This window comes from Aquimarina rhodophyticola (assembly GCF_042434915.1).
Classification (GTDB): domain Bacteria; phylum Bacteroidota; class Bacteroidia; order Flavobacteriales; family Flavobacteriaceae; genus Aquimarina.
In genome coordinates this window covers 1,363,870-1,378,808 of the sequence record NZ_CP170198.1, presented here as the reverse complement: position 1 = coordinate 1,378,808, position 14,939 = coordinate 1,363,870, and the positions used below count along the sequence as shown (strand labels likewise).

The window sequence follows — 14,939 nt, the reverse complement described above, 5'->3', positions numbered from 1 at the left end:
TTATGAAATCAAGTGAAAATAATCAAAATGTTCCGGTATTATCGACTACCAAAAATGCTGATTTTAATTTTAGGGAACAAATTATCCATTATCTTAAAAGATGGTATTGGTTTTTATTAGGATTAGTAGTGTGTTTAGCACTCGCGTATACTTATATTAGGTATACTATTCCCAAATATAATGTTTCGGCAAGTATTATGATTTCTCAGGACGATAGCATGGGTGAATCAGAGCTTGCAGCTTTTCAAGATTTAGGGTTATTAGAAAATAACACGAACAAAATAGAGAATGAAATTCAAATTATTAAATCTAGAACCTTAATCACAAATGTAGTTAAGCGCTTAAGACTTAATATACAATATTTCACAAAAGGTAGAGTTCTCGAAACTGAAAATTATCCAGAATCTATTGTTGAGATTAGTTTACTAGCTCCCGATTCTATCATTCAAACAGCTTCTAAAGTTTTTAAGGTTAATATTCTTTCTGATACCAAATTTTCATTATTAAATGATAATGATGAAACGGTTAGTGAACATTCTTTTGGAAACACTATTAAAACGAGTATTGGTGATGTAGTTATTACACCTAATTTTAAAAATGTAGGGAAGCATAAAGGTCAGACTATAAAAATTAAAATTAGTCCGATAAAATGGATAGCAGAAAGTTATAGAAATGGTTTGTCAATTTCTCCAGTAGGAAAAAATTCATCTGTGTTACAAATAGCTATTAATGACCCTGTTAAGGAAAAGGCTATGGACATCATAAATACGCTTATTGACGAATATAATAAGGCTACCATTAATGATAAAAAGCAAACATCTGCCAGAACGGCTACCTTTATTAATGATCGTCTAGATCTAATATCTGGTGACCTTACCGAAGTCGATGACGAAGCTGCGGGCTATAAAGCTAAATTTGGTTTAACCAATGATATATCTGCACAAACCCAACGAGTAGCTGATAGTGATACGCGTAATTTACAAGAAATTACACAACTTAGCACTCAATTAAGTTTAATTGAATCGACACGTAGTTTTATCTTGAGCCAAGAGGGAAGGTATGATCTGGTCCCTGCTAATTTAGGTTTTGATGATCCTAACATAACAAATACAGCTACTAGATATAATACTTTAATTTCTCAAAGGAATAGGTTGTTAACATCATCTAGCGAGCAAAATCCCGCGGTAATTAATATTAATCAGCAAATTGATGGACTGCGACAGGTGTTGATAGAAAGTCTCAATAGTCTAAAAGGAGCTATCAATATAAAGCTAAACAGTCTAAAAACACAGGATCGATATTTTAGCGGAAAATTATATAATGCACCGATTCGTCAAAAAGATTTGCGAGTAATAGAACGGGAGCAAACAATTAAGGAACAATTGTATTTATATCTATTACAAAAACGCGAGGAAGCAGAAATTACTAGCCACGTAACGCTATCGAATGCTCGAGTTATTGATAGAGCGACTACTATCGGGTCCTATCCGGTATCTCCTAATAAAAAAATGATTTATGTAGGAGCTGTGTTTGTAGGATTAATGATTCCATTTTTAGTCATATATATATCAGAACTTCTTAACGTTAAAGTTCGATCCCGTCAAGATCTTGAGAAAGTTTTAACTATGCCGATACTCGGTTCGATCCCTAAAACCAAGAGTAATGATAAAATTGTCGTTTCTCGTACGAATAGGTCGGGAATTGCAGAAGCTTTCAGAATCTTAAGAACAAATTTAGATTTCTTGATGGCTGGTTCTAATAAAAATCAAGGAAAAGTAATATTTGTTACCTCTACGATATCAGGAGAAGGTAAAACTTTGGTTTCATCTAATTTAGCCAAAACACTCGCCATTTCTGGAAAAAAGATAGCGTTTATTGGTACTGACTTTAGAGATCCGAAATTCCATAATTTTTTAGATTTACCCAAGGGAAAAGATACCGAAGGTTTCACCAATTTTATTATGAATAAGGACCTTAAACCTCAAGATGTAATTTACAGCGATAAGTCTGATGATCCTATGGATATTTTGCCTCCAGGTGTTATACCTCCTAATCCAGCAGAATTACTTATGCAGGATAGGGTAGGAGAAATGTTTTCGTATCTACAAGCGCATTATGATTATATTATAGTAGATACTGCACCTGTGAGTCTTGTTACAGATACACTACTTATAGGTCATTATTCTGATCTAAGTATTTTTATAGTAAGAGAAAATTATTCAGATAAAAGAGCTTTGCAAGTTCCCGAGAATTTTCATAGAGAAAAGCGTCTTCCTAATATGGCTGTTCTATTAAATGCTTCATTTAATCAAGGAGGTTACGGGTATGGGTATGGATACGGTTATGGCAATAAGGGTAGCTAAATCAGAATATCTAATTAAATATAGTATTTTTTTGTAATAAGGGTTCGATCAAAGCACTAAGTTTTGGTGAGAACCCTGCTTTGATTATATCCAAATGATTGTAATTGTGTATATCTGACCCCACAAAATCAATAAATCCTTCTTTGATCAAATATTTGGCGACATCTTGTACTTTCTTACCATAATGACCTGTAAGTGAGAGTAAGTTTAGTTGGAATTTGAAACCCGCACTTTTGAGCTCATCGTACTGTGATATGTCAGAATGATAAAATCCATAACGCTCGGGATGCGCTAGTATTGGAGAATATCCAGATATTTTAATTTGGAACACCATTTCTAATAAATTTATCGGTGGACTAAAAGTTGACATTTCTACTAGAATGTAAGTATCGTATAACTCAAGGATATCTTTATTGGATATTTTCTTTAAAAATGCATCATCTAACATGTACTCTGCACTCGCGTTTATTGTTATCTCATCAAGATTAAGACTTTTCAATGCATTGCGTACAGTTTTAAGTTTGTCGTGAATAATTTGCGAAGTATTGGGCCACACATCCTGCATTATATGCGGAGTTGTAATTATCTTATTAATACCTATACTTTGTAGGGATTTAATTATATGAACGGATTGAGAAATGGTTTTTACACCATCATCAATTCCTGGCAATAAATGAGAATGAATATCAACGAATCCTTTTGGAATTAATTTTTCAAATGGAATATTTTTCTTTTTTATAAAAAACAACAGGATTCAGTTTTAATTAGACATTATATCCTTTTATATATCATATAAAAAGAATCTAGCGGTAAAAGTAAGTAATATTGTTGCTAAACAAAATTGTCTGAAAAGAGAATTTCTTTTCAGACAATTTAAAAATAAATATATGTTATTATTGTCTTGTGATATCTCCAGATCCGATTATCTTGGTATCTTCTTTCGCAGGATTTCCTTTATAAAATATGTCACCAGATCCTGTTACACGCGCACGAATAGCATTGGCAGCATAGGTTTGTATATCCCCCGAACCTGTAACTGAAGCAGTAACAGAATCTGCTTCAAATTCATAACCCTTAATATCTCCCGATCCTTTTACACTCATATCTAATTCGTGGGTGCTACCCTTAAGCTTAATATCACCACTACCGTTTACTTGTGCAAGAGTTATGGTGGCTGTTAGGACCAATTCGATATCACCAGAACCTGATACAACAGTTTTAAAATTCTTAGTTTGTATTGGATCAGTACTTATGATATCGCCAGAACCTGATAGAGTTACTTGATTAAGTAAATTAAAGGGAACTTTTATAACCATATTGTGAGCTCGTCCATAACGTAGTGCATATCCTTTTTTTATATAAATTTTTAAAGAATTTCGGTGTACTTCTGTAACAACATACGGTAGTAAATTACTTTCTCCTGTTAGATTGATGGTTCCTTCTTCTCCATGCATAAGGTAAACTTTTAAATTACCACTTACGTCTATAGTATTGTAACCAGAGGTTGATCTGGTAATGGTTGTAATGTCCCCGTTTCCTCGTATTGTTTTTGTACTTCCCCACCATTGTGCATTGGCGGTAATCGCAATAAGAAAACTGACTGTTAAAAATAATTTCCCCATAAGTATATTAATTAGTTATTTTTTTATGAATTTGACACCTCCATAGCTAGAGTTAATACGTATTGAGTTACCGCTATTTTTTTGTCTATGGTATCCCTCATAAATTTTGTTTGAATTCGTACTATTTTTTTTCATAATATTAATTTCATCATCATCAATATTGATACCTCCATATGATGTTTTTATATGAAAATCAAAAGACAGGTTTTGATTGTATCCGATAGTTATTCCTACATAATCTGATTGTATGTCAACCATTTTGACAGATTTGGTAAGTTCGTTGACACGTAAAGATCCATAATCTGCATTGATGGCTATCTTTTTATTTACGGTGCCTAGTTGCATATTTAAGTAATCCCCAGTACCCGTAATTGAATGCGCATTTGATATTTTAAGTTCCCCATAATCACAGGAATATTTTAAATACTGGATACTATCAAAATTTGACTGAGTGTAATCAGCATAAAGATCGACTTTTCCAGCTAGACCAACTTCAAAAGCCGAATAATCCGCATTGATAGTGCCCTGATTCATATATTTTATAGAGCTATTTTTTGTGTAGTCTATATGAATACTGTTGTCGTTTCCGTGTAATTCACCAAGGATGATCTGTCCATAGTCACAATTTATTTTGGCGTTTCCTTTAGTTTTATCCAATGTTATACTACCATAATCATTGGAAAGGTCTAAATTATTAGATATAGGGACCTTTATAGAATAGTTAATTTTCATGTTTATAGATGATGTGGAGCTCCATGAATCTGTAAATTTTGACCACCATGAACTTTGCTTATTGTCAAAAATTGTTTTGGCTGAAACTCTGGTAGTTGACGCATTGAAAATAACAGAGATATTTTTAATTTTTTCTTGCATTTTTTCTTTATCATTACCAGTGACACTAATTTTGATATTCATAACAATACGGTTTTCATTCCAAGTGGTTATGTCAACATTACCATATGCATTATCTATGAATAAGAGCGCATCTTTATCTACCGTAAATTCCTTGTACAGCGATTTTTCCATGGTGTGCTCGTTAACTAGACCCTCAAGCGTATTTCCTTGTGATATCGAAGGTATCAGTGTCAGTATAAGTACTATTTTATAGTATATTGTTCTCATTGGAGTAATTTTTGTTCACTTTGTTTTTTTGAATCGTTTCTAGAACTTTTTCTAATAAGATAGCTCTTTGTTGAAAATTTTCGATCATTGCGCTAATCACACGGGTATCATTATTACTAATTACCAAATCTTCTTTTAATTTGTGATAAGCAATTTCTAATTTTTCTAATTGCTTTGTAGCATCATTCACCAAATGGATATCATTCTTGGTAGCAGAATTTTTTATTTCCTTTAATTTTTGGGTTATAGAAGTTGCAAAGAAATTTTGTGTTATATACATCTCATCAGAAACACTAGATAACTCCCTATTAGATAATTGATAGTTATTAAGAATAAACAGTGAAGAACCAAGAAGTAAAGCTACGGTTGCCGCTATGGATAGCCATTTTGACCATTTTAATTTTGGTGACTTCTTAATTATAAAACCATCATCGATAGCTAACAATCTGTTGTGAAATTTTTCAAAATGGGTGTTAGATGGTTCGTGAATATCTAAGTCATTCCTAGTTTTTTCAAAAAAAGTTTCTAAATCATCCTTCTGCATACATCATGGTCGTTTATTGTGTTAGTAATAATTTTTTTTTCAAACTTTGTTTCGCTCTTGAAACTAATGTGCGACAGTTTGAATTTGAAATATTCATTATTTCAGCTATTTCTTCATAATCATATCCTTCAATTAAATATAAGGATAGTATGGTAGAATAGTTTGTTTTAAGCTGTTTTAAGGTTTCTAATACTATATCAATTTTATGACAGCATACTTCCTTTTCTGAACTTTCATAAGTTTCATCAGATAATTTATAGTCCACTACATCCAAAGCGACTTCTTCGTATTTATTATTTTTTTTTAAGGCTGTCAAACTAGCATTTATAACTATTCTTTTAAGCCAAGCCCCAAACATGCTATTTTTTTCTAAAGATGATAATTTGGTAAATGCTGTTAGAAAAGCTTCTTGCATAATATCTTCCGCTTCAGTTGGATCCTTTATGATTCGATACGTTGTATTATACATTGCTTTATAATAGCGATTATAAATTTCAAGTTGTGCATTGCGGTCATGACATCGACATTTAGCAATTAATGTTTCGGTATTTTCCTTGGTTAGTATCAAGCTGGATAATTTGTCTAGTATAAAGATACCGCATCGTACTATTTGTTACACTTATACAAAAAAAATTATTTTAAAATGGCATAACAATTGACTTAGTATAGACATAAAACTTTCTTTTTCCTTATTTAATAAGGGGTTTAGCTTGTTTTAGAAAGAATAAATTAAATAAAAAAATAATGCCATTTTAAGTAAATGACAAAATGGCTTTGATATAAAAATATGACGAAATCCAAATTTACTACGCTTGACAGTTTGTCATTACAGGGAATAGATGAAGATGCTGAGTTGATCCCTTTAATGACCCCAGAAGACGAAGAAGAAATTAATAATGAAGAACTTCCAGAGGTTTTACCAATATTACCTTTGCGTAATACAGTACTTTTTCCCGGAGTTGTGATTCCTATTACAGCAGGGAGAGATAAATCCATTAAATTACTTGATGACGCTAATTTGGGAAATAAGACTATTGGAGTGGTTTCTCAAAAAGAAGAAGAGATTGAAAACCCTACCTCTAATGACATTAACAATGTTGGTGTGGTTGCCAGAATTTTGCGTGTTTTAAAAATGCCAGACGGTAATACAACAGTAATACTACAGGGTAAAAAACGCTTTGAAATTTCAGACATACTCCAAGAAGATCCTTATATAAAAGCAAAGATTACTGCTGTTCCTGAAGCACGTCCAGCCAAAGAGAGTAAAGAATTTGGAGCAATAATAGATTCTATCAAAGAGCTAGCTTTAGAAATTATAAAAGAGAGTCCAAATATACCGTCTGAAGCCTCTTTTGCAATAAAAAATATTGAAAGTAATTCTTTCTTAATCAATTTTGTATCAAGTAATCTTAATCTTCCTGTCCAAGAAAAACAGAAAATACTAGAGATTAACGACCTTAAAGATAGGGCATTGTCTGCATTAAAATATATGAATGTAGAGTACCAAAAACTGGAATTGCGTAATGACATCCAGAGTAAGGTGCAACATGACATGAGTAAACAACAACGAGAGTACTTCTTACATCAACAAATGAAGACAATCCAAGAAGAACTTGGAGGTGTATCGCATGAGGATGAGATTGAAGAGATGAAGGCGAGAAGTAAAGATAAAAAGTGGAACAAAAAAGTTAAGGAGCATTTTGATAAAGAATTATCCAAAATGCGAAGAATGAATCCGCAGGTAGCCGAGTATTCCATCCAGCGTAACTATCTGGATCTTTTTTTGGATCTTCCTTGGAATAAATTTTCTGAAGATAAATTTGATCTCAAAAGAGCCATGAAAATTTTGGATCGTGATCATTATGGATTAGACGAAGTTAAAAAGAGAATAATTGAGTATTTGGCCGTTTTAAAATTACGTAATGACATGAAATCACCAATTTTATGTCTCTATGGACCTCCAGGTGTTGGTAAGACATCACTGGGTAAATCTGTAGCCGAAGCTCTGGGTAGAGAATATGTACGAATATCACTAGGTGGATTGAGAGATGAAGCCGAGATTCGCGGACATAGAAAAACCTATATTGGAGCTATGCCAGGTAGAATAATTCAAAGTTTAAAGAAAGCAGGAACTAGTAATCCTGTATTTGTTTTGGATGAAATCGATAAACTTTCTGCTGGTAATCAAGGTGATCCATCTTCTGCTTTATTAGAGGTATTAGATCCAGAACAAAATTCAGAATTTCATGATAATTTTTTAGAAATGGGATTTGACCTTTCTAAAGTTATGTTTATAGCAACTTCAAACAGTCTCAATACAATTCAGCCAGCTCTGAGAGATCGCATGGAGATTATTAATGTTACTGGGTATACTATTGAAGAAAAGGTAGAGATAGCAAAACAACATTTACTACCAAAACAGTTGGTAGAGCATGGTTTAGATAAAAGTCATTTAAAAATTGGTAAAGCTCAACTAGAGAAAATTGTTGAAGGCTATACCCGAGAGTCTGGGGTTAGAGGTCTTGAAAAGCAAATTGCAAAAATGGTTCGCTATGCTGCCAAAAACATTGCAATGGAGGAAGCCTACAGTGTAAAGATCACCAATGAAGATATAATTGAAATTTTAGGATCTCCCAAATTAGAACGTGATAAGTACGAGAATAACGATGTTGCTGGCGTTGTAACAGGATTAGCATGGACAAGCGTTGGAGGCGATATATTGTTTATAGAATCCATTCTGTCCAAAGGTAAGGGTAATCTTACCATTACTGGTAATTTGGGCAAGGTAATGAAAGAATCTGCTACAATTGCAATGGAGTATATTAAAGCAAATGCTTCTGAACTAGGGATTGATTCTTCTATTTTTGAAAAGTACAATGTTCATATTCATGTGCCAGAGGGAGCAACTCCAAAAGATGGACCAAGTGCGGGAATAACGATGTTAACATCATTAGTATCATTATTTACTCAGCGTAAAGTAAAGAGAAGTCTTGCTATGACTGGAGAAATTACCTTGAGAGGAAAAGTTTTACCTGTGGGAGGTATTAAAGAAAAAATCTTAGCAGCTAAGCGAGCACGAATTAAAGAAATCTTGCTTTGTGAAGAGAATCGTAGAGATATTGACGAAATTAAACCAGAATACCTTAAAGGATTGACATTTCATTATGTTAAAGAGATGAGTGAAGTATTGCAGACTGCGCTTACAAAGGAAAAGGTTAAGAATGCTAAAAAACTATAGATGTCTGAGAAGGATGTTGAAAAAGCCAATTTCATTATATGAGATTGGCTTTTTTTAGTTTAATATGCTTGTGTAGTTTCTACGAGGACGGTAGTATATTGAGAAATGTTTTTAACTACCATAGCACTGCCTTTGACCACCGCTTCTAAAGGATGAATACCTGTACATACGGGTAAATTAGTCGTTTTTGCAAGTCGTGTATCTAAGCCTCTAAGCATAGATCCTCCGCCAGTCAAATAAATTCCACTTTCATAAATATCAGCCGAAATCTCTGGTGGGATTGTGGCTAAGGTTTCCAAAATAGCGCTTTCAATCTGTTGTATCGATTGGTCAATACTTTTTGCAATTTCACGATGTGATATTTCAATTTCCTTGGGTTTGCCAGTGCGTACGTCCCGACCTCGGACCCGCTCCTTTTCTGGAACATTTTTATAGATTTGAGTAGCAGCGCCTACACTAATTTTAATTTTTTCGGCAGTACTATTTCCAATATGTAAATTATAAGTATCCCGAATGTAAGCTGTTATATTTTCATTAAACATGTTACCCGCTATTTTAACCGATTGTCCGCTTATAATTTTACCCATACATATTACAGCAATTTCTGTAGTTCCTCCGCCAATGTCAATTACCATTGAACCTCTTGGTTGCAATACGTCAATACCGCTTCCAATAGCAGCAGCAACAGGCTCTGGGATGAGAAGCACTTTGTTTGGATTTAATCTTTTTACAGATTCTTTGACAGCTCGAATCTCTACATCGGTACTTCCGCATGGAATGGATATAATCATCGTGTAAGAAGCACTAAGTTTAAATGATTGTCGTTTTTTTACTTGTTTAAAAAAGGAAGACAACATCATCTCTGCAGCTTTAAAATTAGCAATCATACCATCTTTAAGAGGATAAATAGTCTTTATATTCTTATGTATTTTACCTCTCATCAAATTTGCGTCCTTACCTGCTGCCATAATTTTTCCAGTTAGTTGATTAATAGCAAGTATAGAAGGGTTTTCGACTACTATTTTTCCGTTGCAGGTAATAAGGGTATTAGTGGTGCCAAGATCAATTGCAATTTTTTCGTTTGAAAAATCAAATAATCTCATATTTCTAGTTGATTTATAGGTTAAGTTTTATGAAGTTCTTGTTATAAAAACTAAAGAGTTCATTTCTATAACGAAAGTATGAATCTAATTATTGTTTCATTTATTTTAAGTAACTGTTTATCAGTGTTTTATATCTTGATACGTTTTGTAGGTATAAAGAATTGTTGGAATACTAAAAATCCTAAACTATTCTTTATATTTTTGTTTAAATTATAGAGTACAACAATAATCCATCATATTTACATTTAAAACTGACATTATATAGTTTGAGTTTAGAAAAAAAAATTATTATCGCTATCGATGGTCACTCATCGACGGGCAAAAGTACAGTGGCAAAACAATTAGCAAAGGCTTTAGGCTATATTTATGTTGATACAGGTGCTATGTACCGAGCAGTTACTCTTTACGCTATGAGAAAATGCTTTATAGATGAAGCGCATTTTAATCAAGAAGCTATCGAGCGCTATTTACCGTTTATTAATATCGCATTTAAATTAAACAAGAAAACAGGAGTTGCCGAAGTAATGCTTAATGGTGAAAATGTAGAGAGAGAGATTAGGATGCTATCGGTTTCAAATAATGTTAGTCAAATAGCTGCTATAACACTAGTAAGACAAAAATTAGTTGAGCAGCAAAAATTGATGGGTCAGGATAGAGGTATTGTAATGGATGGACGAGATATCGGTACAGTTGTTTTTCCTGATGCTGAGTTAAAAATTTTTATGACAGCTACTGCAAAAGATCGTGCAGAACGTCGTTATAAGGAAATTATTGAACGAGGCGAAAATGTATCCTATGAGGATGTTCTAAAAAATGTGGTTAATCGTGATCATATTGATAGTACTCGTAAAGATTCTCCTTTAAGAAAAGCAGATGATGCGGTTATCATTGACAACTCTAATTTAACATTAGACGAACAATTCAATACTATATTGAAATTAGCTAAAAACTCAATTGTCGCTGTAAATTAGTAATCTTTAATACTTATCAGCAACTGTAAAGTCTTCTTTAATATCAGTGCATACGTAATAGGTTTGAGAAGGTCTAACCCATTCTATTAATTGTTTTTTCTTACCAAGCTCATCACTCCAGATAATCAAAACTCTATTTAATCGTAAAACCAAGTCACCAACTTCCTGATGTTGTGCTATAGATGGATCAGATACTTGATAAAATTGTTTTTCGTCTAGCACTTTATATGTTAAACCGTCATTAAGTATAAGCTGATCTTTATATTGATAGATCACTTGAGTTTCTGATAAACATTGTGCAAAATTCGTAATTGGAAGTAGTAGTAGTGTGAGTAAAAGTAATTTTTTCATTATAAATATAGTTGGGGTAAAGCGCTAAGTTATAACTTTATAATAATCTTACAAAATTTATGTTAAAATTTTAGGTAAGTTGCTGGTTAAATGAATTCTAATATATATAAAATAACACGAGTTTGGTAGAAGTCTACCAAACCCGTATTACTATATAAAACAAAAAATATTACTGTTTTATTATTTGATGATTAGAAATTTTCCCGTTAATATTTACAGTTAAAATATACGATCCAGATTCTAATTCTGGAAGATCTATGGTTTTAGAGTTTAGTTTTCCTTGTGATATAGAACGACCTAATAAATCTCTCAGTACGAACTTGCCCTTATGTCCATTAGTTTGAATTGTAAGTTTATTTGTATAATTCAAAGGATTAGGAAAAGGTTTAATAGCAAAAGCTTTGGTAGTTTCAAAATTTACAACAGAGGTTCCTCTAGAATTTGAGTTAAGTGTAAACGTTGTACTCTCTGTAGAACCAAAGGATCCTCCAGAGGCCAATATTGATGTAGCTGTACTTAGTTCATACGATCCATTTCCATATTGACAACAGATCCCATCGCCATAAGAATCGCTTAAAGTAAATGTATACGTTCCATCTTCCAAACATTCTACAATTGATATGGTAGATCCATCAGGTTGGTCTGCATAAGTCCCTCCAGATGCGATTGTTTGATTAGCACTGTTAGTAATTTGCCAGCTAGTTTCTTCAGGATAATCATCAAAAGTTAGAGCTAAGTTGATGTTAGTGCATGTAGGAGGATTTACGATATCAGTACTAAGGTTTATCGCATCAATTGCAATATCACTTTGCCAAGTCGTTCCAGAAATTCCAACAAAACGAATTTGGATTGAAGAATTAGCGTACGAACTTAAATCAACTAACGCTTCAAACCAATTATTTCCTTGATTACCAGACTTAAACCATTCCTGATTCCATGTTGAACCATTATCGTTACTCACTTCTAAAGCAAGACTCCCTAGAGAAGCTGCTCCAAACATATGATAATTAAAACCAAAAGTTATGGTGTTTAAACCATTAAGATCAAAACATCCAGAAGTCAAGATCGCTTTTTTATTAGGATATCCAGTTCCATTTCCAGAAGCTTCGATATATAAATAGTACGTACCATTACTCGCAGAAGCTGGTCCTGTTCCAGTAGAGGGAGTACCATTAGCATCGATTGACCAGTTTATGTCATCTGTAGTAGATTGCGTCCAAGTACCTAAAGTATTTTCAAAACTTTCATTATAAGGAAAATTAGATAAACCCGAAGTACAACCATTACCTCCTGTACCTGGTAAAGTACTAAAGGTTGCAGCATTACTGTCATTTGAGATATTACCTGCAGCATCCTTGGCTCTAATTTTAAATGAATAGGCTGTATTAGATATTAATCCAGTGATCAAATATGATGTTTCAGTAGTGGTTCCTACCAAAGATGTGCCGTTGTAAACATCGTAGCCTGATACACCCACATTATCGGTCGAAGCGTTCCAATTTAATGTAGCGCTGGTTTGAGTAATATTTTGTGCAGTTAAATTTGTCGGTGCGGTAGGAGCTTGATTGTCATTGGATCCACCAGTAATAGTGAAGTTTGTATTAGAGATATCAAAAAATATGTTACCCGAACCACGAACCATAATTCTATTTTGATTTCCTTGTAGGTTAGGTACTGTTATCGTTTGAGAACCATCATTTGCAACACCAGTAGCGAGAGATTGTGTATACGTATCTCCACCATCGGTCGAAAGTAAAATATCTACATTAGCTGCATTTATGCCATTGCTTGTAGTTCCTGCTACATTCCAAGTAACAGTTTCTGTAGTACCTGCATTCCAAGTGACAGCTGTATTTGGTGAATTTATTATAAAAGGGCCTGCATTTGCTGTCACATTGATTCTTACATCATCACTGTTATTGCCAGCACCTCCTAGTTTATTGTCACGTACAGTCAATCTAAAATTTAATGCACGTGTAACGTTTGGTACCGCCTCCCATTGCCAAGAAGTTGTACCTGTTTTAATAGTAGATAATCTAGGGAAATATCGTTTATTAGAAGTTGTAGGATTTAAAGATCTAAAACTTACGCCAGATGTACCTGTGGTGCTTGGATACGTTGTCGATGCATCATTCTCATCGGCTTGCTCCCAGCAATATGTTATACTATCACCATCTGCATCGGATGCCTGTCCAGTAAGGACAAATGGTGTACCTCTAGGAATAGTATAATCAGCACCAGCATTTACAGTAGGTATTGTATTTCCTGTAGTTGTATTGGTTTGACAAGATGTACTTTTTACGTAATTAGTGACTTGTTGAATAGAGAAAAAATGGAAATAAGGATCACTATTTTGCTGCACATCGGTAGCACCTGTTATTCCAGCATAACCCATGATCGTAGAACCACTTCCAGGCTCAAAATGAGCATTTCTACCCTCGTTACGAAAAGAGAATGTATGGTTGGCACCAAATTGATGACCAATTTCATGAGCTACATAATCAATATCAAAAGCATCCCCTTCAGGTATACCTCGAGAAGTGAAACCACTTCCTTTGTTACCATTAACGCAAACACATCCAATACAACCTGCATTTCCATTATCACCAGCTCTGGCAAATAAATGACCAATATCATAGTTTGACTCTCCAATAACACTTGTCAAGGTGGATTGTAATTGACTATTAAAATTCCCCGTATATGGATCAGAATTTGCGTTTGTATATATTACATCATCATTATTTGGAATGAGTACCATTGTAACGGCAAAATCATTTTCAAAAACGCCATTTACTCGCGTCATAGTAGCATTTATGGCAGCCATTGCACCAGCCTTTGTTCCGCCATGAAACTGTGTATATTCACCATTGGTAGAAACAGCTAAACGATAGGTTCTTAGCGTACTGTCGTCTGCATTTCTTGACGTATTAGAAGCTCGCATGCTTTCTGATTTTTCATCAACCAAACATTGTAGCTTATTTACTGCTGTAGGTTTATTTTTACGATTGTATACCGAGTATACTCCGCCCTTGGTAAATGGCTCTATAAAAACAGCATCAGAATCACCGCCCAATCTCATACTTTGAAGTCCTTTGGGTGATATACTAAAACGTATTGTTTTACTTTGATCTTCTAGACCTCGACCAGCATACGACTTAATATTAGGATATTTTAATGCCAATTCTGGATGCATTACAGGTGCTTCTACAACACTGAAGGATTCAAGAATACCATTGGCATTTGGAAACTGTATGATTGCCATAGATCGGTTCGATGATTTACCACGTATAGGTAGGTCTTTTAGAGAGGCATTCATTTGTTCTATGTCAAGACTAAACAGCATATTGGATGGAACCTCTTGGTTGATAACCGTTCCAGAACTGCGTGAACTTTGTACCTTGCTCCAAGGGTTGGTTTGTGAAAAACCAAAGCTCATGCAGAGTAAAGTAATAAGAAAAGATAAAGTTTTTTTCATAATTTGTAGATGTTTGCGTTTGTTTGTTACAAATATAGAAATAAAGCAGTCTAATCCTTAATTTATAGAGATATTCAAAGTTAAAATTCAGTTTATGATAATTATTCGTAATTAATTTATGGTTTTACCGTAAATTAATTAAAAAAAATA

The 14,939-nt window shown here is 33.6% G+C and carries 11 protein-coding genes; 3 read left to right on the top strand and 8 right to left on the bottom strand.

Features of this window, described 5'->3' with window-relative positions:
* Window positions 1–2 precede the first annotated feature (2 nt).
* Window positions 3–2,363 carry a GumC family protein gene (locus tag ACE939_RS06125; protein WP_378187978.1) on the top strand — a complete coding sequence of 787 codons (2,361 nt, stop codon included), beginning with the start codon at window positions 3–5 and terminating at the stop codon, window positions 2,361–2,363.
* Between the two features lie 10 nt (window positions 2,364–2,373).
* Here ACE939_RS06125 and ACE939_RS06120 read toward each other — a convergent pair whose 3' ends face one another.
* The 5 genes from ACE939_RS06120 to ACE939_RS06100 all read right to left on the bottom strand — a co-directional run bounded on the left by ACE939_RS06120 (window position 2,374) and on the right by ACE939_RS06100 (window position 6,219).
* Window positions 2,374–3,111: a tyrosine-protein phosphatase gene (locus ACE939_RS06120; RefSeq protein ID WP_378187977.1), complete on the bottom strand. Its 738-nt coding sequence runs from the start codon at window positions 3,109–3,111 to the stop codon at window positions 2,374–2,376.
* A gap of 145 nt (window positions 3,112–3,256) precedes the next feature.
* The gene (locus ACE939_RS06115) at window positions 3,257–3,985 is read right to left on the bottom strand and encodes a head GIN domain-containing protein (protein ID WP_378187976.1); all 729 of its coding nucleotides are present in this window, start codon (window positions 3,983–3,985) and stop codon (window positions 3,257–3,259) included.
* Window positions 3,986–4,000: 15 nt separating this feature from the next.
* On the bottom strand, window positions 4,001–5,107 hold the full coding sequence (locus ACE939_RS06110) for a hypothetical protein (RefSeq protein WP_378187975.1): 1,107 nt from the start codon (window positions 5,105–5,107) through the stop codon (window positions 4,001–4,003).
* The gene (locus tag ACE939_RS06105) at window positions 5,088–5,651 is read right to left on the bottom strand and encodes a hypothetical protein (protein ID WP_378187972.1); all 564 of its coding nucleotides are present in this window, start codon (window positions 5,649–5,651) and stop codon (window positions 5,088–5,090) included. Before ACE939_RS06105 ends, ACE939_RS06110 begins: the two co-directional genes overlap by 20 nt.
* 13 nt (window positions 5,652–5,664) lie before the next feature.
* Window positions 5,665–6,219 (bottom strand): RNA polymerase sigma factor, encoded by a 555-nt coding sequence (locus ACE939_RS06100; protein ID WP_378187971.1) that lies wholly within the window; start codon window positions 6,217–6,219, stop codon window positions 5,665–5,667.
* Between the two features lie 219 nt (window positions 6,220–6,438).
* On the opposite strand from ACE939_RS06100, the gene lon reads away from it, so the two are divergent.
* A complete protein-coding gene (gene lon, locus ACE939_RS06095) occupies window positions 6,439–8,889 on the top strand; it encodes an endopeptidase La (protein ID WP_378187970.1) in 2,451 nt (816 codons plus the stop codon).
* Between the two features lie 59 nt (window positions 8,890–8,948).
* Here the strand turns inward: lon and ACE939_RS06090 are convergent, their stop codons facing one another.
* Complete coding sequence (locus ACE939_RS06090; RefSeq protein WP_378187969.1) at window positions 8,949–9,992, bottom strand: rod shape-determining protein; 1,044 nt, start codon at window positions 9,990–9,992, stop codon at window positions 8,949–8,951.
* Between the two features lie 266 nt (window positions 9,993–10,258).
* Here ACE939_RS06090 and cmk point away from each other — a divergent pair, with 266 nt between their 5' ends.
* Complete coding sequence (gene cmk, locus ACE939_RS06085) at window positions 10,259–10,963, top strand: (d)CMP kinase (RefSeq protein ID WP_378187968.1); 705 nt, start codon at window positions 10,259–10,261, stop codon at window positions 10,961–10,963.
* A gap of 6 nt (window positions 10,964–10,969) precedes the next feature.
* Here cmk and ACE939_RS06080 read toward each other — a convergent pair whose 3' ends face one another.
* Both ACE939_RS06080 and ACE939_RS06075 read right to left on the bottom strand, forming a co-directional pair.
* Window positions 10,970–11,314, bottom strand: coding sequence for a hypothetical protein (locus ACE939_RS06080; RefSeq protein ID WP_378187967.1), 345 nt, complete (start codon window positions 11,312–11,314; stop codon window positions 10,970–10,972).
* A gap of 169 nt (window positions 11,315–11,483) precedes the next feature.
* The gene (locus ACE939_RS06075) at window positions 11,484–14,789 is read right to left on the bottom strand and encodes a reprolysin-like metallopeptidase (RefSeq protein WP_378187966.1); all 3,306 of its coding nucleotides are present in this window, start codon (window positions 14,787–14,789) and stop codon (window positions 11,484–11,486) included.
* Between the last annotated feature and the right edge of the window lie 150 nt (window positions 14,790–14,939).